The 20,327-nt window shown below is 66.3% G+C and carries 13 protein-coding genes, 1 tRNA gene and 1 pseudogene; 11 read left to right on the top strand and 4 right to left on the bottom strand.

Features of this window, described 5'->3' with window-relative positions; translation table 11 throughout:
• Positions 1–50 precede the first annotated feature (50 nt).
• The 3 genes from HUK82_RS07275 to HUK82_RS07265 all read right to left on the bottom strand — a co-directional run bounded on the left by HUK82_RS07275 (position 51) and on the right by HUK82_RS07265 (position 2,134).
• Positions 51–1,094 (bottom strand): KpsF/GutQ family sugar-phosphate isomerase, encoded by a 1,044-nt coding sequence (locus HUK82_RS07275; RefSeq protein ID WP_176613331.1) that lies wholly within the window; start codon positions 1,092–1,094, stop codon positions 51–53.
• A gap of 127 nt (positions 1,095–1,221) precedes the next feature.
• Positions 1,222–1,887: a ribonuclease D gene (locus HUK82_RS07270; RefSeq protein WP_176613330.1), complete on the bottom strand. Its 666-nt coding sequence runs from the start codon at positions 1,885–1,887 to the stop codon at positions 1,222–1,224.
• A gap of 160 nt (positions 1,888–2,047) precedes the next feature.
• Positions 2,048–2,134: transfer RNA gene (locus HUK82_RS07265), tRNA-Leu, on the bottom strand.
• Positions 2,135–2,262: 128 nt separating this feature from the next.
• Between HUK82_RS07265 and HUK82_RS07260 the strand changes: the two genes are divergently transcribed.
• The 3 genes from HUK82_RS07260 to gltB all read left to right on the top strand — a co-directional run bounded on the left by HUK82_RS07260 (position 2,263) and on the right by gltB (position 9,355).
• Entirely contained in the window at positions 2,263–3,114 is an 852-nt protein-coding gene (locus HUK82_RS07260) for a complex I NDUFA9 subunit family protein (protein ID WP_176613329.1), read from the top strand.
• 221 nt (positions 3,115–3,335) lie between these two features.
• Positions 3,336–4,790 carry an NAD(P)-dependent oxidoreductase gene (locus tag HUK82_RS07255; protein ID WP_176613328.1) on the top strand — a complete coding sequence of 485 codons (1,455 nt, stop codon included), beginning with the start codon at positions 3,336–3,338 and terminating at the stop codon, positions 4,788–4,790.
• Between the two features lie 5 nt (positions 4,791–4,795).
• Complete coding sequence (gene gltB / locus HUK82_RS07250; RefSeq protein WP_176613327.1) at positions 4,796–9,355, top strand: glutamate synthase large subunit; 4,560 nt, start codon at positions 4,796–4,798, stop codon at positions 9,353–9,355.
• Positions 9,356–9,405: 50 nt separating this feature from the next.
• Here gltB and HUK82_RS07245 read toward each other — a convergent pair whose 3' ends face one another.
• On the bottom strand, positions 9,406–9,900 hold the full coding sequence (locus HUK82_RS07245) for a hypothetical protein (RefSeq protein WP_176613326.1): 495 nt from the start codon (positions 9,898–9,900) through the stop codon (positions 9,406–9,408).
• A gap of 223 nt (positions 9,901–10,123) precedes the next feature.
• Between HUK82_RS07245 and HUK82_RS07240 the strand changes: the two genes are divergently transcribed.
• The 8 genes and pseudogenes from HUK82_RS07240 to HUK82_RS07205 form a co-directional block, all read left to right on the top strand.
• On the top strand, positions 10,124–11,950 hold the full coding sequence (locus tag HUK82_RS07240) for a M3 family oligoendopeptidase (protein ID WP_176613325.1): 1,827 nt from the start codon (positions 10,124–10,126) through the stop codon (positions 11,948–11,950).
• A complete protein-coding gene (locus HUK82_RS07235; protein WP_176613324.1) occupies positions 11,947–13,305 on the top strand; it encodes an ABC1 kinase family protein in 1,359 nt (452 codons plus the stop codon). Before HUK82_RS07240 ends, HUK82_RS07235 begins: the two co-directional genes overlap by 4 nt.
• Before the next feature lie 105 nt (positions 13,306–13,410).
• Positions 13,411–15,660, top strand: a complete 2,250-nt coding sequence (uvrB, locus tag HUK82_RS07230) for an excinuclease ABC subunit UvrB (protein WP_176613323.1) — start codon at positions 13,411–13,413, stop codon at positions 15,658–15,660.
• Between the two features lie 25 nt (positions 15,661–15,685).
• Complete coding sequence (locus tag HUK82_RS07225; protein ID WP_176613322.1) at positions 15,686–16,570, top strand: aldose 1-epimerase; 885 nt, start codon at positions 15,686–15,688, stop codon at positions 16,568–16,570.
• A complete protein-coding gene (gene greB / locus HUK82_RS07220; protein ID WP_176613321.1) occupies positions 16,567–17,067 on the top strand; it encodes a transcription elongation factor GreB in 501 nt (166 codons plus the stop codon). The genes HUK82_RS07225 and greB overlap by 4 nt, the downstream gene beginning before the upstream one ends.
• A 94-nt stretch (positions 17,068–17,161) precedes the next feature.
• Entirely contained in the window at positions 17,162–18,160 is a 999-nt protein-coding gene (gshB, locus tag HUK82_RS07215; RefSeq protein ID WP_176613320.1) for a glutathione synthase, read from the top strand.
• Positions 18,161–18,526: 366 nt separating this feature from the next.
• A complete protein-coding gene (locus HUK82_RS07210) occupies positions 18,527–19,222 on the top strand; it encodes a class I SAM-dependent methyltransferase (protein ID WP_246495085.1) in 696 nt (231 codons plus the stop codon).
• Between the two features lie 158 nt (positions 19,223–19,380).
• Positions 19,381–20,327, top strand: a pseudogene (locus HUK82_RS07205) (hypothetical protein); the annotation flags it as partial.

Genomic DNA, 20,327 nt, shown 5'->3' with positions numbered 1-20,327 from the left:
CACGTCGTCGTCGGAGCGCGCGAAGTCGGCCCGGTTGGGGGGGGGGGTCTTCATACCACACCCGCCCGCAGCAGGTCGTGCACATGCAGAATGCCCAGTGGTCGCCGGTGTTCGTCCAGCACGAAGACGCTGGTGATCGGCTTGCGCCGCTCGTTCATGAAGCGCAGGGCCTCGGGTGCCAGAATGTCGGGACTGACGGTCAGCGGCCGCGGGTTCATCACGTCGGACGCCCGTGTGCTCGACAGGTCGCGATCCAGCGCGCCGCGCAGGTCGGCGTCGGTAATCAGGCCGATCAGCGCGCCATCGGCATCGACCACGCCCATGCAGCCGAACGCCTTGCGCGTCATTTCCAGTATGACGCCCGAGAGGGGCATGTCGGAGGCGCCCAGCGGCATCGCGTCCGCACCATGCATCAGGTCGCGCACGAGCCTGAGGGACGCGCCCAGCCGGCCGCCGGGATGAAAAGTGCCGAAATCGCGCGCGCTGAAACGCCGGCGTTCAAGCAGGACGATCGCCAGCGCATCGCCCAGCGCAAGCTGCATCAGGCACGACGTCGTGGGCGCCAGACCCATCGGGCACGCTTCGGGCGCGCCCGGCAGGCACAGGTGATGATCGGCGGTGGTGGCCAGGGTCGAATCAGGGCGCGACGTCATCGCCATCAGACACACGCCCTGACGCCGCGTATAGGCCACGATATCGGCCAGTTCCGTCGTCTCGCCGGACCGCGACAACGCCAGCACCACGTCGTGACGCTGGATCATGCCCAGATCCCCGTGCGAGGCCTCGGCCGGGTGGATGAACAGCGATGGCGTGCCGGTCGACGCCATCGTCGACTGGATCTTGCGACCGATATGGCCCGACTTGCCGATGCCCGTGACCACGAGACGACCGCCGCCGCTGTCCACGCACATCGCGATTCGGTCCGTCACCGCCTCGAACGCGTCCCGCAGCCCCGACACATTCTTCGTCAGGGCATCGGTCAGCGCGTCGAGACCGGCGCGCTCGGTCGCCAGTGCGTCGAGCGCGCGCCCGACCGGGTCGGGGGAGGCCGGTCGTGGCCCGGCAAGCCGTCCTTCGGGAACGGTCTGGTTCATGCGACCCTTTCTCTGCGCCTTCCCGTCCCCGGTCAATCGCCGACGGCGCCGTTGTCGGCGGTCACACGCCAGACACAGATGGGAACAGCGCGCCGTGACGTCCAGCGTGGTGTGGTCGGGAACGCCGTCAGGCGCGGTGCGAAAAGATATCGGGCTCTTCATACCCAAGAAGGTCGAGTTCCGCCCGCGCGGGCAGGAAGTCGTAGCACGCCTGCGCCAGCGCGCGTCGGCCCTCGCGTTCCAGAAGCGCCTCCAGCCGCGCCCACAGGGCATGCAAGTGCAGGACGTCGGAGGCGGCATAGGCCATCTGTTCGGGCGTCAGCGTCGGGCTACCCCAGTCGGACGTCTGCTGCTGCTTGCTGAGGTCCACGCCGAGCAGATCGCGGCACAGGGCCGCCAGACCGTGCCGGTCGGTGAAGGTGCGCACCAGCCGCGCCGCGATCTTGGTGCAGATCACCGGCCGAACGGCGATCTTCAGCGCATGCTGGAGGATCGCCACGTCGAACCGGGCGAAGTGCATCAGTTTCGTGACGGCCGGGTCGGCCATCATCGCCGTGAGATTGGGGCAGTCATAGCCCGTGCCGCCGAGGGACGTGGGCACGATCTGAACCAGATGGGCCGCGCCGTCGCCCGAGGACAACTGCACGAGGCAGAGCCGATCGCGGTGCGGGTTGAGGCCCATGGTCTCGGTGTCGACGGCCACGACCGGCCCCAGCGACAGACCGTCGGGCAGATCGCCCTGATGCAGATGAATGGCACCGGCGGCAGCGGCGGTGTGGGTCGAAGCGGCCATGATATCCCTCGCGGCGGGGCGCCGGGACGGCGGCTGCTGGACCGGCACAAGCCGATGGACGCCCGGGGCCCGATGGCGGGCCGACCGGGCCCGGAAACGGAGGCTCAGAAACACGGAAGCCGGCGCCTGATGGCGCCGGCTTGTCCGGTGACTGTCACTTTGGTGCCCAGAAGAAGACTCGAACTTCCACGACCTTGCGGCCACAGGTACCTGAAACCTGCGCGTCTACCAATTCCGCCATCTGGGCTCAGGTGGCAACCCGGAGCAACCTTCCGGGGTGGTGGGCGCTGTTTATGCTCACCATTGTGGGGCGTCAACACCCTGCTCGCAAAAAAACCGTCACGAACAGCGCCGCTGCTGTCCCGGAGTCAGAAAATGGCAGATTTCTCCGTTGTCACCCTTATCGGAGGGAACGGATTCGTCGGACGTGCGACGGCCGCGGTGCTCCGCGCGGCCGGCCATGACGTCCGAATCGCGTCCCGCACGCCGGTCGACGGCGTGTCCACGCCCATCGACGACGAACCCGCCTTGCGTCGTGCGATCGACGGCAGTACGGCGGTGGTCAATCTGGTCGCGGTGCTGGGTGGAAAGACCCTGCGCGCCGTCAATGTCGACGGGGCCGAGCGGGTGGCCCGCGTGGCGCATCAGGCCGGTGTGCATCATTTCGTCCAGATCTCGGCGATCGGGGCCGCGCCGAATGCGCCCAGCGCGTATGGCCGCAGCAAATATGCCGGCGAGCTGGCGGTGCTCCGGCATTACCCGGACGCCACGATCCTGCGCCCGTCGATCATCTTCGGCGCCGGCGACCACTTTTTCACGCGCTTCGGTGCCATGGCGCGGTGGCTGCCCGTCATGCCGGTGTTCTGCGGCGATACGCGGTTCCAGCCGGTGCATGTGCGCAACGTCGGGCAGGCCGTCGGCAAGGCCGTCGCGGGCGAGACGGCCGGGGTCTATGAACTCGGCGGTCCCGACATCCGCACCATGCGCGACCTGATGGCGTGGGTCATGGTCCTCAAGGGCAAGACGCCGCGGACGGTCGATGTGCCCGCGCCGCTGGCCCGCCTGCAGGCTGGGGTGCTGGAGCATCTGCCCGGACAGATGCTCACGCGCGATCAGCTGCGGATGCTGGCGGTCGATAATGTCGTTGCCCCGGGCCGACCGTCGTTCGCGGCGCTAGGCATCGAGCCTGATCGTATGGCCGATATCGTTCCCCCGCTCATGCGATAAAGCGCGTTATACATCTGGTCGTTGCCGTCAAAAATGTCCGAAACGGTCCTTTTTGCGCGTTCTATTGCCAGCCGAACCCGCGCGTGTCGGGCTGAAATATCCTGAAATGACAGCATTACTGTCTTTTTTTGTTGCGAAGGGATGCTTAATACGTGCGGCGCACCCCGTGTCGCACCAGTTCCAGCACCAGCCTGCCGCCTTGCCGCGGACGGAGAGTCACCATGGCCGAAAACATGCTCAAGTTCGTCTCGCTTCCGCAGGCGCAACCGGAAAAGCGTTCGGCCGTGGACCGCAACACCGATTTCAACGAGATTTACCGCTCCTTCGTCGCCGAGAGCGCCGAGGAACAGGCAAGTCGGTGCTCACAGTGCGGCATCCCGTTCTGTTCGGTGCACTGTCCGCTGGGGAACAACATACCCGACTGGCTGAAGCTGACCGCCGAGGGGCGTCTGCGCGAAGCCTATGAGCTCTCGTCCGCGACCAACAATTTCCCGGAAATCTGCGGTCGCATCTGCCCGCAGGATCGGCTGTGCGAAGGTAACTGCGTCATCGAGAAGGGCTTCGAGAGCGTCACCATCGGCGCGGTCGAGCGTTTCGTCACCGACACGGCCTTTGAAGAAGGCTGGGTCGCCCCGCAGGCCCCGGCGTTCGAGCGTGGCACGTCGGTCGGTATCATCGGCGCCGGCCCGGCGGGTCTGGCCGCGGCCGAGCAACTGCGCGCACAGGGTCATACCGTGCATGTCTATGACCGGCACGACCGTGTCGGCGGCCTGCTGGTGTACGGTATTCCGGGGTTCAAGCTGGAAAAGCATATCGTCGAGCGTCGGCATCGGCTGCTGGAGCAGGCGGGCATCGTGTTCCATCTCGGCATGGAGATCGCGGACAGAGATGGGGAGGGACGCGTGTCGTTCGACTCCCTGCGGGCGCGGCATGATGCGGTCCTGATCGCGACCGGCGTTTACAAATCGCGCGAGATGGGCGGTCCGGGCGCGGGCCTGTCGGGTGTCGTGCGTGCACTGGATTATCTGACAGCGTCGAACCGCCTCTCGCTGGGCGATCGTGTCGAGGCGTTCGAGAGCGGCCTGCTGGACGCCCGCGACAAGGATGTCGTTGTGATCGGTGGCGGTGACACCGCGATGGACTGCGTCCGGACGGCGATCCGGCAGGGCGCGCGCAGCGTGAAATGCCTCTATCGCCGCGACCGAGCCAACATGCCGGGGTCTCTGCGTGAAGTGAAGAACGCCGAGGAAGAGGGCGTCGAGTTCGTGTGGCTGGCCGCGCCCGAGGCGTTCCTGGGCGACGGGCATGTCGAGGGCGTGCGCGCGGCGCGGATGAAGCTCGGCCTGCCGGACGCCACCGGGCGGCGCTCGGTCGATCCGATCGAGAACGGCAGCTTCACCGTCCCGGCCGATCTGGTGATCAAGGCATTGGGCTTCGACCCGGAACCCCTCGCACGGGACTGGGGCGCCCCAGATCTGGCGACGTCGCGCTGGGGCACATTGAAAGTGGACCATCTGAGCTTCGAGACGTCCTTGCCGGGCGTATTCGCCGCCGGCGACATCGTGCGTGGCGCCAGCCTGGTGGTGTGGGCGATCCGCGACGGCCGCGACGCGGCGGTGCGGATCAACGAATGGATTGAAAACAAGGCGCTTGTCGGCGCCGTGGCGGCGGAGTGACGGCAATGGAACGGTTCATCGACAGCACCCCCGTCCCCCCGACCGCCGCCGAAAGCGGCGATGCGTTCGTCACAGCCTGGCAGGCCAACACCGAGGCGCTGGAGGGGCTGTACGACCCCGCCGACGAGCATGATGCCTGCGGTGTCGGGCTGGTCGCGGCGCTGGACGGGCGCAAGCGGCGCGACGTGGTCGAGGCGGGTATCGATGCCCTCAAGGCCCTCTGGCACCGTGGCGCGGTCGATGCCGATGGCAAGACCGGCGACGGCGCGGGCATTCACGTCGAAATCCCGCAGGATTTCTTCGCCGAAGCCATTCACGGGGCGAGCGACGACTGTGTCGACGGTCGCATCGCGGTTGGCATGGTCTTCCTGCCCAAGACCGATCTGGCCGCGCAGGAGCGGTGCCGCCAGATCATCGAGTCCGAGATCCTGGCGTTCGGCTACGGCATCTATGGCTGGCGCCAGGTGCCGATCGACACGGCCTGCATCGGCGAGAAGGCCAATGCCACGCGGCCGGAGATCGAGCAGATCATGGTGCGCAACCTGCTTGGCACGGAAGAGGCCGCGTTCGAGCGCGACCTGTATGTGATCCGCCGCCGGATCGAAAAGGCCGCGATCGCGCAACAGGTCGACCTGTATATCTGCTCGCTGTCGTGCCGATCGGTGATCTACAAGGGCATGTTCCTGGCGCAGAACCTGACGGATTTCTATCCCGACCTGCTGGATACGCGGTTCGTCAGCCGGTTTGCGATCTATCACCAGCGCTATTCGACCAACACCTTCCCGACCTGGAAGCTGGCCCAGCCGTTCCGGCGTCTGGCACATAACGGCGAGATCAACACGCTGTCGGGCAACAGCAACTGGATGCGCAGCCACGAGACGCGGCTGGCCGATCCGGACCTCGACCCGTTCATGGAGGACATCAAGCCGATCGTGCAGGCCAGCGGGTCGGACACGGCGGTGCTGGACAATGTGTTCGAACTGCTGACCTTCGCCGGGCGCGACGCGCCGATGACCAAGGCGCTGATGGTGCCGGCATCGGTCGGCGACAATTCGGGCATGAAGCAGAGCCACCGCGACCTGTATGCCTACTGCAACGCGGTGATGGAGCCGTGGGACGGTCCGGCGGCCCTGTGCATGACCGACGGGCGCTGGGTCGTGGCCGGGCTCGACCGTTCCGGCCTGCGTCCGCTGCGCTACACCATCACGGCGGACAAGCGGCTGATCGTCGGTTCGGAAACCGGCATGGTGAAGGTGCCGAACGCCGAGATCGTGCGGCTGGGGCGCCTTGGTCCGGGGCAGATGATCGGCCTCGACCTGGACGAGGCGAAATTCTACGGGACGGAAGACCTGCTCGACCATCTGGCCGCGCGGCAGGATTTCGCGGCGTGGACCAAGCGCATCCAGAAGATCGGCTCCGTCGTTCGCAACGACGTGACCGAGCCCGTGATGTATGCTCCCGACGAGTTGCGCCGCCGCCAGCTCGCGGTGTCGATCACGCACGAGATCATGGAATCGATCCTGCATCCCATGGTCGCCGACGCGCAGGAAGCGCTCGGCTCGATGGGTGACGACACGCCGCTGGCCGTCCTGTCGTCGCGCTATCGTGGTCTGTCGCATTATTTCCGGCAGGCGTTCAGTCAGGTCACCAATCCGCCGATTGACAGCCTGCGCGAAACGCGGGTGATGAGCCTGACCACGCGTCTGGGCAATCTGGGCAATATTCTGGAGCAGTCCGCGGATCAGTGCGACCTGTTGCAGTTGCCCAGCCCGGTTCTGACCAATGGCGAATATGACGCGCTGGTGGCGTTCTGCGGCGACTCCGGCAGCACCATCGACTGCACGTTCGAGGCAGCAGCCGGCGAGGCGGGCCTGCGCGAGGCGATCGGCCGCATCCGGCGCGAGGCGGAGGACCGGGTGCGCGAAGGCTTCCTGCACGTATTCCTGTCCGACGAGAACCAGTCCGACGGACGCGTGGCGATCCCGATGATCCTGGCCACCGCGGCGGTCCACACGCATCTGGTGCGTCAGTCGTTGCGGACGTTCATTTCGCTGAACGTCCGTACGGCCGAGGCGCTGGACGTGCATGCGATCGCCGTGAGCATCGGGGTGGGCGCGACGACCGTGAACCCGTATCTGGCGCAGGAAGCGATCGCCGATCGTGTCCGTCGTGGCCTGTTCGGCTCGATGGGCCTGCGCGAGGCGGTCGAGCGGTATCGCAAGGCCGTGGACAAGGGCCTGCTGAAGATCATGTCCAAGATGGGCATCTCGATCGTTTCGGCCTATCGCGGCGGCTATAATTTCGAGGCGATCGGCCTGTCGCGCGCCCTGGCGGCGGAGTTCTTCCCCGGCATGCCGTCGCGTATCTCCGGCATCGGTCTGGCCGGTATCGCGCGCAACATCATCGCGGCCCATGCGGTCGCGTGGAATCCGCAGGTCACGACCCTGCCGGTCGGCGGCGACTACAAGCTGCGCCGCAGCGGGGAGGTGCACGCCTTCGACGGCACGCTGGTGCATATGCTCCAGACGGCGGTGACACAGGACAGCTTCGCGATCTATCGGCGTTATGCCGATGCCGTGCGGCGTCTGCCGCCGGTGGCACTGCGCGATCTGCTAGACTTCAAGGGGGGGCGCACGCCGATCCCGGTCGAGCAGGTCGAAAGCATCACCCAGCTTCGCAAGCGCCTGATCGCGCCGGGAATCTCGCTCGGGGCGCTGAGCCCCGAAGCGCACGAAACCCTGTCGATCGCGATGAACCGTATCGGCGCCAAGTCGGATTCGGGCGAAGGCGGCGAGGATCCGTCGCGGGCGAAGCCGCGTGCGAACGGCGACAACGCGTCCTCGGCGATCAAACAGATCGCTTCGGGCCGTTTCGGCGTGACCGCGCAGTATCTCAATGACTGTCGTGAGATCGAAATCAAGGTGGCCCAGGGCGCGAAGCCCGGCGAGGGCGGCCAACTGCCTGGCTTCAAGGTGACCGAGCTGATCGGCAAGCTGCGTCATGCGACGCCGGGGGTGACGCTGATCTCCCCCCCGCCGCATCACGACATCTACTCGATCGAGGATCTGGCGCAGCTGATCTACGATCTCAAGCAGATCAACCCGGACGCGACCGTGACGGTCAAGCTGGTGGCGCGGTCGGGTATCGGCACGATCGCCGCCGGTGTCGCCAAGGCGCATGCGGACGCGATCCTGATCTCCGGCCATTCCGGCGGGACCGGTGCCAGCCCGCAGACGTCGATCAAATATGCGGGCCTGCCGTGGGAGATGGGGCTGGCCGAGGCGCATCAGGTCCTGATGCTCAACCGGCTGCGTCACCGCGTGAAGCTGCGCACGGACGGCGGTTTGAAGACGGGGCGCGACGTGGTGATCGCCGCCATGCTGGGGGCCGAGGAATTCGGCATCGGCACCGCCAGTCTGGTCGCGATGGGGTGCATCATGGTGCGCCAGTGCCACTCCAACACGTGCCCGGTCGGCGTATGCGTGCAGGACGAGGAGCTGCGGCGCAAGTTCGAGGGCACGCCGGAGAAGGTGATCAACCTGTTCTCCTTCATTGCCGAGGACGTGCGCAACATTCTGGCCGAGCTGGGGTTCCGCACGCTCAATGAGGTGATCGGGCGCACGGACCTGCTGCGTCAGGTGTCGCGCGGCGCCGATTACCTCGACGACCTCGATCTCAACCCGCTTCTGGCGCAGGCCGACCCGGGACCGCACGCGCGCTACTGCACGCTCGACGGGCGCAACGAGGTGCCCGATACGCTCGACGCGCAGATGATCGTCGATGCGCGCCCGTTGTTCGACCACGGCGAGAAAATGCAGCTGCACTACAACGTGCAGAACACGCATCGCGCGATCGGCACGCGCCTGTCGTCGCTGATCGTTCGCCATTATGGGATGAAGACGCTGGCACCGGGCCACATGAGCGTGCGTCTGCATGGCTCGGCCGGGCAGTCGCTGGGCGCGTTCGCCGTGCAGGGCCTGAAGCTGGAGGTCGTGGGCGATGCCAACGACTATGTCGGCAAGGGGCTGTCGGGGGCGACCATCGTCGTGCGGCCGCCCAATGACACGAACCGTCTGTCGCAGGAGAACGCGATCGTCGGCAACACGGTGCTGTATGGGGCCACGGCCGGGGCGCTGTATGCCGCTGGTCAGGCGGGCGAGCGTTTCGCGGTGCGCAATTCGGGCGCCACGGCGGTGGTCGAAGGGTGCGGCTCGAACGGCTGCGAATACATGACCGGCGGTCTGGTCGTGGTGCTGGGCGAGACGGGCGACAATTTCGGCGCCGGTTTTACGGGCGGCATGGCGTTCGTCTATGACGAGCACAACCGTTTCGAACGTCAGATCAACCCCGACACGCTGCTGTGGAACCGGGTGGTCGATCCGAAGTGGGAGGCCATGCTGCGCGATGTCGTGGAAACGCATGCGCGCGAGACGCGCAGCGCATATGCCGCGACGCTTCTGCACAAGTGGGAGAAGGTCCTGCCGCGCTTCTGGCACATTGTGCCGCGCGAGTATGCGCGCGTCATCGGTTACGAGGCACCGGTGGTCGAGGCCCTGACGGCCTGACGAAGGACGCGCGACCCGGTGGCGTCAGGCTGCCGGGCGCGGACCGCTTCTTATTCCACGTTGACGGTGTAGTGCGACCGGTAGGAAATACCGCCGGGCGTCAGGACCCGTATCGTGAAGGTGTCCGCGCCGGTGTATCCGGGTGCGGACACGTAACGGGCCTGGACCCCAGGCTGTGGATGCAGGTTGCAGACGTAACGCTGGTTCCCGGCCGGATAATTCGGGTAAAACATACCCTGCTTGAGCGACAGCGAGCCGTGGGCCGGTGGGTCGATCTGCGTGATCAGCGGATAAGCGTCCAGCGAGCAATCGGCGTGCAGGGCAAACCAGCTATTGACGACGCTTGATGCGCCGGACGCGGCGGCCATCGTCACCAGAAACCCGTCGGGCGACCGGCTGACCTGACGAGACAGCCGGTTGGGTCCGTTTCCGGGTGCGGTCATGTGTGGCGCCTGCGTCCCCGACGTCGTGGCGCACGCGCCGAGGAGGAGCATGGTCAGGAGCACGACCGACTGTGCGGGCGGAACATGACGGGCACGGGGCATGGGCGCGGAACTCCGGGCGGGAGAAGCAACGCTAGCATTCGACATGATTTGAAACAATGTCGTTCGCGCGCGCTCCTGCTCCTGGGCCATGCAACGCGATTCGCACCAAGAACGTTGTGCATCCTCGCGCGGGCGCGCTGGTGTGCGCCGCCATTCCCACCTTGAAAAGTCGGGCAGATGGGGACAAGGCTGCGGGGTACGGCACGGCAAGGAGCAGGGCACGATGAACGACGCACGCAATACGGTCTGGCGCGAGGCGCGGCAGGCGGAGACGGGTGCGCCGGACGCTGCCCTGCCGCGCTGGGATCTGAGCGACCTGTACGACTCCCCCCGATCCGCCGTTCTTGCCCGTGATCTCGATACGGCCGAGGCCGATGCCCGTGCTTTTGCCGCCGCCCATAAGGGCAAGGTCGCCACACTGACGGCGACGGCCCTGGCCGACGCGATCGCGGCCTATGAACATCTCGACGAGATCCTGGGGCGCGCCGGGTCCTATGCTTCGCTGCTGTTCTCGGCCGACTCCGTCTCGCCCGAGATCGGACAGTTCTCGCAGATGATCAACGAGCGGCTGACCGCCATCTCGGCGCATCTGCTGTTCTTTACGTTGGAGTTGAACCGACTTGGGGACGACGACCTTGCCCGCAAGGCGTCGGACCCTGCGCTGGCGCGTTGGGCACCGTTCCTGCGCGACGTGCGCGTCTTCCGTCCGCACCAGTTGTCAGACGATGTCGAGCATGTTCTGCACGAGAAATCCGTCACCGGACGGGCCGCGTGGAACCGCCTGTTCGACGAGACGATGGCCTCCCTTCGCGTCACCATGTCGGGACGGCAGGTCATGATGGGCGAGGCATTGAACAGCCTGTCCGATGCCGATCGCGCCACCCGGGCCGAGGCTGCGCGCGGGATCAGCGCGACGCTGGGCGACAATATCCGCCTGTTCTCGCTGGTGACGAACACACTGGCCAAGGACAAGGCGATCTCCGACCAGTTGCGCGCCTATCCCCGCCCCACCTCGCAACGCAACCTCGGCAACATGGTCGAGGACGAGGTGGTCGATGCCCTGGTCTCGGCCGTGGTCGCGGATTATCCGCGTCTGTCGCATCGTTATTACACGATGAAGGCCCGCTGGCTGGGCCTCGACACACTGGAGCACTGGGACCGCAATGCGCCGCTTCCGGGCGACGACGACGCGCGTATCGCGTGGGACGAGGCCAAGGCGCGCGTGCAGGCGGCCTACAGCGGCTTCGACCCGCGCCTGGGCGACATCGCCCGCGACTTCCTCACCAAGCCGTGGATCGACGCCGCGCCGGTCCCGGGCAAGTCGTCGGGCGCCTTCGCGCATCCGACCGTACCGTCCGCGCATCCCTACATCCTGATGAACTATCACGGTCGCACGCGCGACGTGATGACGCTGGCGCATGAGATGGGGCATGGCATCCATCAGGTGCTCGCCTCTCGGCAGGGCTACTTCCAGTCCGCGACACCGCTGACACTGGCCGAGACCGCCAGCGTGTTCGGGGAAATGCTGACCTTCCAGTCGCTTCTGGACGCGCAGACCGACCCGAAGCGCCGTCGCCTGATGCTGGCCGCCAAGGTCGAGGATATGCTCAACACGGTGGTGCGCCAGATCGCGTTCTACCGGTTCGAGACCTTGCTGCATGACGAGCGGCGCAAGGGCGAACTGCTGCCCGAACAGATCGGCGCGCTCTGGCGCAAGGTGCAGACCGAAAGCCTGGGGCCGGCGTTCAGCTTCACGCCGGACTATGACCTGTATTGGTCCTATGTCCCGCATTTCGTGCATTCGCCGTTCTATGTCTATGCCTATGCCTTTGGTGACTGTCTGGTGAACGCGCTGTACGGGGTGTATCGCGACGGCCTCGACGGGTTCGCGGACAAGTATGTCGCGATGCTGGAGGCTGGCGGCACGCTGCGTCACAAGGACCTGCTGGCGCCGTTTGGTCTGGACGCGTCCGACCCCGGCTTCTGGCGGCGCGGGCTGGACGTCATCGCGGGCTTTATCGATGAACTCGAACAGGGAGAGACGGCATGAGCCGCGACATCGACCAGACCGGCCTGTTTGGTGAATTCCGCCGGATGGTCAAGACGTCCGGCGCCGTCGGCGGCATTGCCGCCCGGATCGCGGGCAACCGGATGGGTCTGAAGACCAATGCCGGTGTCCACGCCGAGGATCTCAAGGCCATCCTCGGCGGCCTGAAGGGGCCGCTGATGAAGGGCGCGCAGCTTCTGTCGACCATTCCCGGCGCGCTGCCGCAGGAATACGCCGAGGAACTGGCGCATCTGCAATCGAACGCGCCGCCGATGGGCTGGAGCTTCGTGCGCCGCCGCATGACCGCTGAACTGGGCGCGGGATGGGAGGCCAGGTTCCGCAGCTTCGGCCATGAGGCCGCGGCCGCGGCCAGTCTGGGGCAGGTGCACCGTGCCGTGACGTCCGAAGGGCGCGACGTCGCGTGCAAGCTGCAATATCCCGACATGCAGTCGACGGTGGAGGCGGACCTCAAGCAGCTCAAGATGGCGGTCGGACTGTATTACCGGTTCGACAGCGTCATCCGTCAGGACGACGTGCTGGTCGAACTGGCCGAGCGCCTGCGCGAGGAACTGGACTACACGCGCGAGGCGGCGCACCTGCGGCTTTATCGCCTGATGCTGGCCAACACGCCCGAGGTCACGGTGCCCGAGCCGGTGGACGCGCTGTGCACGCGCCGTCTGCTGACCATGGACTGGGTCAGCGGGCGCGGCGTGCAGGCGGTGCTGGACACCAATCCAACGCTTGAACAGCGCAACGCGATGGCGACGGCCCTGTTCAAGGCCTGGTACACGCCGCTCTATCGCTATGGCGTCATTCACGGCGACCCGCACATGGGAAATTTCACCGTGCGCGACGATTACGGTCTCAATCTGCTCGATTTCGGCGCGGTGCGGATATTCCCCGCGCGGTTCGTGCAGGGGATCATCGATCTGCACCGCGCCCTTCAGACCGATGACGAAGACCTCGCCTATCACGCTTATCAGGCCTGGGGCTTCAAGGACCTGTCGCGCGAGACGATGCGGGTGCTCAACGAATGGGCGCGCTTCATTTACGAACCGCTGATGCAGGATCGTGTTCGCCCGATCCAGGAGAGTAACGATCCGGCCTTCGGTCGCAGCATCGCCGAAAAGGTGTATGCGGGCCTCAAGCGTACGGGCGGTGTGCGGCCCCCGCGCGAATTCGTGCTGGTCGACCGCTCCGCCGTGGGGCTGGGCAGCGTCTTCCTCCGTCTGGGGGCGGAAGTGAACTGGCATCGCCTGTTTCAGGAACTGGTCGCCGATTTCGACGCCCAGGCTCTCGCCGAACGCCAGCGCGTGGCCCTGGCCGACGCCCGGGTGCCACCGCCAGTCTCCGGCTGAGGCGGCAACGCCGTCGCGCCGATGCCCGGTTTGCGGTGCGACGACGACCTCTTGTCCGCCCGGCGACCAGCGCCCATCTGTCCCTGAATGGCCCGGAACGCACCCATGGCAAAAGCCGCACTGTCCACGAAGTCCTCGTCCCGCGCGGGAAGGGGGGCGGCCAATCGGGTCGACGAACTGCCCTGCACGTTCGCGCCGCAGCACCAGCCCGCCAAGGACAAGGTCAATCGTCTGCGGGTCGTGTCGGAATACGAACCCGCCGGCGACCAGCCCACGGCGATCGCCGAACTGGTGGCCGGCGTCGAGGCCGGGGAGCGCGACCAGGTGCTCCTGGGCGTGACGGGCTCCGGCAAGACCTTCACCATGGCCAAGGTGATCGAGGCCACGCAGAAGCCCACGCTGGTTCTGGCGCCCAACAAGACACTCGCGGCCCAGCTCTACGGGGAGATGAAACAGTTCTTTCCCGATAACGCCGTCGAATATTTCGTCAGCTATTATGACTATTACCAGCCCGAAGCCTATGTGCCGCGATCGGACACCTTCATCGAGAAGGACAGCCAGATCAACGAACAGATCGACCGCATGCGCCACGCGGCCACGCAGGCGCTTCTGGAACGCAACGACGTGATCATCGTCGCCTCTGTCTCGTGTATTTACGGTATCGGGTCGGTCGAGACCTATTCGCGGATGGTGGTCAAGCTTGAGGTCGGCGGCGAGATCGATCGCGACCGGCTGATCAAAGGGCTGGTGGAGCTTCAGTATCGTCGCAACGACGCGGCGTTCCAGCGCGGCGCGTTTCGTGTGCGTGGCGAGAGCATCGACATCTTTCCGGTTCAGAACGAGGACCGCGGGTGGCGCGTGTCCCTGTTCGGCGACGAGATCGACGCGATCATCGAATTCGATCCACTGACGGGCGAGAAGACCGCCGATCTTCAGGAAATTGCCGTCTACGCCAACAGCCATTACGTCACCCCGCGCCCGACGCTCAATCAGGCCATCGTCTCGATCAAGGACGAGCTGCGCGGCCGGCTGGCCGAATTCGACGCCAATGGCAAGGTTCTGGAAGCCGAACGCCTGCGTCAACGCACGACATTCGATCTTGAAATGATCGAGACGACCGGTGCGTGCAAGGGCATCGAAAATTACTCGCGCTATCTGTCGGGGCGCGGGGCCGGGGAGCCGCCGCCGACCCTGTTTGAATATCTGCCCGAAGACGCCTTGCTGATTGTCGATGAAAGCCATGTGACGGTGCCGCAGATCGGCGGCATGGAGCGGGGCGACTTCGCGCGCAAATCCATTCTCTCCGACTACGGGTTCCGTCTGCCGTCGTGTCTGGATAATCGTCCGCTGAAATTTGCCGAGTGGGAAAGCTTCCGTCCGCAGACGCTGTTCGTGTCCGCAACGCCCGGGCCGTGGGAGATGGAACGTACAGCGGGCGTGTTCGCCGAACAGGTGATCCGCCCGACGGGCCTGATCGATCCGGTGACCGAGGTGCGACCGGTCGAGCATCAGGTCGACGACCTGCTGGCCGAATGTCACACCACGATTGCCAGCGGTGGGCGTGTTCTGGTCACCACCCTGACCAAGCGTATGGCCGAGGACCTGACCGACTACATGCACGAGGCCGGGATCAAGGTGCGCTACCTGCACTCGGACGTGGACACGCTGGAGCGGATCGAGATCATCCGCGACCTGCGTCTGGGCGCGTTCGACGTGCTGATCGGCATCAACCTGCTGCGGGAGGGGCTGGATATCCCCGAATGTTCACTGGTCGCGATTCTCGATGCGGACAAGGAAGGTTTCCTGCGCTCCCGCACTTCGCTGGTCCAGACGATCGGCCGCGCGGCCCGGAATGTCGACGGGCGCGTGCTGCTGTATGCCGACAAGATGACCGACTCCCTGACCTACGCGATCGAGGAAACGGCCCGTCGCCGCGCCAAGCAGACCGAGTGGAACGAGGCGCACGGCATCACGCCGCGCTCCGTCCGCAAGTCGATCGGCGACGCGATCGCCTCGGTCTTCGAGCAGGATTACGTCACCGTCGCCCCGGTCAAGGACGGCTCGGTGACGGAGTTCGTCGGCAAGGATCTCGATGCGGCCATCGCCGATCTCGAGAAGAAGATGCGGGCGGCCGCGGCCGACCTCGAATTCGAAACGGCGGCGCGTCTGCGTGACGAGGTCAAGCGGCTGGAGGCGATCCAGTTGGGGATCGAACCACCGCCGCCTGCCGCCCGCTCCAGCGCCGGCGCGCCCGGCGGGCGCAAGGCACGTGCGGAAAAAGGCCCGGTGCCTCTGGGGCCCGGCGGCGGGGGATACGATCCGACGCAAAAGCGTGGTCGGCGCCGCGCGGGCTAGATCCGACGATCGGGGAGAGAGAACGATGATCGATTTGTCGATGGGGTTGGCGCATCTGCGTGTGGATCCGTCCCTGGGCGGTGCGGTTCTGTCCTGGCACGTCGATGGATGTGCCGTGCTGCACCCGGTGAGCGATGCCAACCTGCGCGCGCAGGGGATGAAGCCGGTCGGCGCCTATCCGCTAGTGCCGTTTTCCAACCGCGTCGGGCAGGGGCGGTTCACGTTCGAGGGGCGCGACTGGCAGCTCGACAACAATTTCGGCGGTGAGCCGCACGCCATTCACGGCAACGGGTGGGAGCGCGTCTGGGATGTCGTCGCCCGGACCGACAGCGACGTGACCCTGCAACTCGACCATAGTCCGCCGGGCGACCCGGCCGGACAATGGCCGTTTGCCTATCGCGCGACGCTGACCTATCGCCTGCTGCCCGAGGCGCTGGAGGTCGTTATGACGATCGAGAACCGCGACCGGTGCGATCAGCCCGTCGGTCTCGGGTTCCACCCGTTTTTTCCGCGTGACACGGGCGTGCGTGTCGGCTTTCGCGCAACCAGCGTATGGGAAAGCGGTGCGGATAACTTGCCGTCCCGTCGGTTGCCGGTCAGCGGGCGCTGGTCGTTCGATCCCCCGCGTGACGTCGGATCGGATGCAATCGACAATTGCTACGCCGGCTGGGCGGGAGAGGCCGAGATCGCGTGGCCGGCCTCGGCGCGGCGCCTTGTGATCTCGGCCGACGCGCCCCTGCGGCATCTGGTGCTGTATACGCCGCCCGGGCGCGACTACATCGCGTGCGAGGCGGTGAGTAACATGAATGATGGCTTCAATCACATGGACCTCGCCGACAGCGGCGTGCGGGTGCTGGCGCCCGGCGAGCGGCTGGCGGCCACGATCACCTATCGCCTGCTGCCGTCATGACCGCCGCGCCAGGCCTTGCGGCGTATCTCACGCCCCAGGGGGCGGCCCGGTTCCGCTCTGAGCTGCGCGCCCTGCTGCATGACGAGCGGCCGAAGATCGTGGAGATCGTTTCCTGGGCGGCGGGAAACGGCGACCGGTCGGAAAATGGCGACTACCAGTATGGCAAGCGTCGCTTGCGTGAGATCGACCGGCGTGTCCGCTTTCTGACCAAGCGTGTCGAGAACGCGGTGATTGTCGATCCGGCGGCACAGGCGCGGCGGGATCGTGTGTTTTTCGGCGCGACGGTGACCTACGCCACCGAATCGGACGAGCACCGTACGGTGACCATCGTCGGTGCCGATGAGGCCGATCACACGCGCGGCGAAGTCAGCCTGCTCTCGCCGGTGGCGCGCGCGGTCATGCGCGCGGCCGAGGGCGACGAGGTCCGGCTGGTCACACCGTCGGGCGAGGAACTGATCGAAGTCCTGGCCATCCGGTATCCTGACCCGCCCGCGTAAAGGGCGCGCGGTTTCAACACGCGCCGTCGTCGTGCATAAAGGGTAGGCCAGCTACGACCGGGGCCACGATCCCGACCCAAGGAGACTCATCCGCATGTCCACCCGCCTGAAAGTCGCCGTGCAGATGGACCCGCTGGAGCGGATCGACATCAATGGCGACTCGACCTTCGCCCTGATGCTGGAGGCGCAGGCGCGCGGCGCGGCGCTGTTCGTCTATCAGGTCGAGAGTCTGAGCCTGACCGAGGGGCGCCTGACCCCCGCCGGTGCGCGCACCGATCGCCTGTTCGCGCGCGTTCGCCCCGTGACGGTTCGGCGCGAGGTCGGCCATCACGCGGATTTCGGCGCCGAGGAACAGGTCGACCTGTCGACGATGGACGTGATCCTGATGCGCCAGGATCCCCCGTTCGACATGGCGTACATCACGGCGACGCATATGCTCGAACACATACATGGGGTCGGGCCGGGCAAGGCACTGGTGGTCAATGACCCCGCATCGGTGCGCGACGCGCCCGAAAAACTGCTGGTGACGCATTATCCCCAACTGATGCCGCCGACCCTGATCACCTGGGACGTGCGCGCCATTCGCGAATTCCGCAGCCTTCATCAGGACATCATCGTCAAGCCTCTGTTCGGCAACGGAGGGGCGGGGGTGTTCCGCATCCGTCCCGACGACGAGAATTTGAATTCGCTGCTGGAAATGCATTTCGCACGTTCGCGTGAACCGCTGATGATCCAGCGCTACGAGCCGGCCGTGAGGGCGGGCGACAAGCGCATCATCTTGGCCGATGGCGAACCGATCGGCGCCATCAACCGCGTGCCGGCGCAGGGGGAGGCGCGGTCGAACATGCATGTCGGCGGCCGGGCCGAGGCCGTGGCGCTGACCGCGCGCGACAAGGAGATCTGCGATGCCATTGGCCCGATGCTGCGCGAGCGGGGGCTGATTTTCGTGGGAATCGACGTGATCGGCGACTGGCTGACGGAAATCAACGTCACGTCGCCGACCGGGCTTCAGGAGTTGCAGCGATTCGACAACGTGAACGGCGCGGGCCTGTTGTGGGACCGGATCGAGGCGCGTCTGGCGGTTTCGGAGTAACGGTCCCGGGCGGGGGTCAGTCGTCCGAGCCGAAGCGGTTCAGGAACCACTCCTGCAAGTCTTTCTTGAAGTAAAGCGCCGGGACCGCGGTCCAGACCACGGCGCTGAGAACGATCAGAAAGGCGACGAACATGGCAGCCGAACACTTTCCGATGCTGTTGCTGTCTGCTGTATAGACGAAACCGCTGCGGGCGGAAAGCGTAACGCCCTGAAGGGCCGGGACGCGCGTGGTCCATGACAGGGCTGCCCGGAGGTGCTATCGCTTGGCCCCGCGAGAGGGTGCCCCGGAGGGTGAAGAGAGACTCGATGAGTGACGTATTTCAGGGGCGTGCGGTTCGGTCCGGGCCTGCTTTGGGGTCTGGAGACATGCAGAACGGTGAGCCCTCGGGCGGGGGACATGGACCGAAGTCCGCGCTCGACGCGGACGCGGTAAGGCAGGCCTATCGTCGCTGGGCCGGTGTGTATGACGCCGTGTTCGGCGGTATTTCGGCCTTTGGGCGCCGTCGCGCCGTCGCCGCCGTCAACGCCCTGCCGGGGACGCGCGTGCTGGAGGTCGGTGTCGGCACGGGGCTGGCATTGCCGCACTACACGTCCGAAAAGCGGATTACCGGTATCGACCTGTCGTGCGACATGCTTGATCGCGCGCGCCAGCGCGTCCGTCGCCAATCGCTTCGCACGGTCGACGCGCTTTTGGAAATGGACGCCGAGGCCACGACGTTCGAGGACGACAGCTTCGACATCGCGGTGGCGATGTTCGTGGCGTCCGTCGTGCCTCATCCCGACCGCCTTCTCGCCGAGCTGAAGCGGGTTGTCCGGCCCGGCGGCCATATCCTGTTCGTCAACCATTTTCTGGCGCGTGGCGGCGTCCGTCTGGCGATCGAGCGCGGGATGGCATCGGCGTCGCATTCGCTTGGCTGGCATCCGGACTTCGCCATCGAGTCGTTGTTGCCGCCCGAGGACCTGGCCCGTGCGACCCTGTCGCCCGTGCCGCCGGCGGGGCTGTTTACCCTTGTCACGCTGCCGCACGGCAAACCCGTGCTGGACGTCGCCAAAGTCGCCTGACGTCGACAGGCCGCCGTTTATGTGACTATTGCATGAACGGCGGGGCAGTCTTTCACGACGTGCTCTCGTTTTTGTCATGACGTGGCGCTAGGGTTGCGCCCGGATGCGCGACGGTCCGAACGACCGTCGGCCATCCTGAAGTCAGGAGAGCATATCGTATGGCGTTCACGACGCACCCGGCTGAGCGTCGGCTCGAGGCCACCTCGTTCGAGAATCCTGTCGACGGGCCAACGCACGCGCTGCTTGCGCGTTCCCTGACGGACGTGCCCGGTCAGCGGCTGGGGTGGGCCGTAGGGCTTGCGTCTCTGGTGCTGGCCTTGTCGGCCGGCGCCTTCGCCGGCGGGATTGCCACCGGACTACGGCTGTTCCGCTTCCCCGGTGACGTCGCGATGCGCCTCCAGCTCGATCACGGTGTGATCATGACCTGTTTTGCGGTGCTGCCGGCGCTCCTGTCCACGTTCGGGGCCGCGCGGTTGCCGAGGCAACTTCGTGGACCCGGACTCGCAGCTCCCGCCGTGGCGGCAGGCGGGGTGGCGGCCATGGCGATTGGCTTCCTCTGCCTGGCCGTGATGCCGGCCCGCACAGATATCGCCGTCATTCTATGGAGCGTCGGCGTGACCCTTCAGGCTGCGTCCACGCTGGCCACCGTGGCAAACATGCGGTCGCCGGATCTTCGTCTGTCGGACGTGTCGCCGTTTGTTTGGGCGCAGGTCGCAGCCCACGGACTGGTGGCGATGCTGGCGCCGATGCTGGCCGCCGGCATGACCCGTGCCCTGCTGCGGGGCGCCGATCCCGCGCTCGTTGTGCGTGCGTTCGAGGCCCCCCTGAACGCCGTCGCCCTGATCGCCGCCTGCGGGATCGTGTCCCTCGTTGTTGCGGACGCGCGCCGTCCCGCCCGGTCCGAAACACGGGGCACGGGCGTGGCCTTTGCAGTCATGGCCGCTGGCGTGGTCGTGTGGATGCATGGTGCACTCCGCGGGCATGCCCTGTCGGGCGTCTGGCTTGAGGAAATATTCCTGATGCCTGCGGGCGTGGCCCTCGCAGGCCTGTGGATCGCCGGGCTGTGGCGCGCGCACGTGGCGCCGCGCCCGGCGCTGTTCTGGGC

This window comes from Ameyamaea chiangmaiensis (assembly GCF_013376175.1).
GTDB lineage: Bacteria > Pseudomonadota > Alphaproteobacteria > Acetobacterales > Acetobacteraceae > Ameyamaea > Ameyamaea chiangmaiensis.
The sequence above is the reverse complement of the archived record's forward strand: the minus strand, read 5'-3'. Positions and strand labels throughout refer to the sequence as shown.

Excerpts from the sequence above, each read along its gene's own strand:
- HUK82_RS07255 (WP_176613328.1), top strand. The coding sequence starts at position 3,336 with ATGGCCGAAAACATGCTCAAGTTCGTCTCGCTTCCGCAGGCGCAACCG.
- HUK82_RS07245 (WP_176613326.1), bottom strand. The coding sequence starts at position 9,900 with ATGCCCCGTGCCCGTCATGTTCCGCCCGCACAGTCGGTCGTGCTCCTG.
- gltB (WP_176613327.1), top strand. The coding sequence starts at position 4,796 with ATGGAACGGTTCATCGACAGCACCCCCGTCCCCCCGACCGCCGCCGAA.
- greB (WP_176613321.1), top strand. The coding sequence starts at position 16,567 with ATGACCGCCGCGCCAGGCCTTGCGGCGTATCTCACGCCCCAGGGGGCG.
- HUK82_RS07235 (WP_176613324.1), top strand. The coding sequence starts at position 11,947 with ATGAGCCGCGACATCGACCAGACCGGCCTGTTTGGTGAATTCCGCCGG.
- HUK82_RS07260 (WP_176613329.1), top strand. The coding sequence starts at position 2,263 with ATGGCAGATTTCTCCGTTGTCACCCTTATCGGAGGGAACGGATTCGTC.
- HUK82_RS07210 (WP_246495085.1), top strand. The coding sequence starts at position 18,527 with ATGCAGAACGGTGAGCCCTCGGGCGGGGGACATGGACCGAAGTCCGCG.
- HUK82_RS07240 (WP_176613325.1), top strand. The coding sequence starts at position 10,124 with ATGAACGACGCACGCAATACGGTCTGGCGCGAGGCGCGGCAGGCGGAG.
- uvrB (WP_176613323.1), top strand. The coding sequence starts at position 13,411 with ATGGCAAAAGCCGCACTGTCCACGAAGTCCTCGTCCCGCGCGGGAAGG.
- gshB (WP_176613320.1), top strand. The coding sequence starts at position 17,162 with ATGTCCACCCGCCTGAAAGTCGCCGTGCAGATGGACCCGCTGGAGCGG.
- HUK82_RS07225 (WP_176613322.1), top strand. The coding sequence starts at position 15,686 with ATGATCGATTTGTCGATGGGGTTGGCGCATCTGCGTGTGGATCCGTCC.
- HUK82_RS07270 (WP_176613330.1), bottom strand. The coding sequence starts at position 1,887 with ATGGCCGCTTCGACCCACACCGCCGCTGCCGCCGGTGCCATTCATCTG.
- HUK82_RS07275 (WP_176613331.1), bottom strand. The coding sequence starts at position 1,094 with ATGAACCAGACCGTTCCCGAAGGACGGCTTGCCGGGCCACGACCGGCC.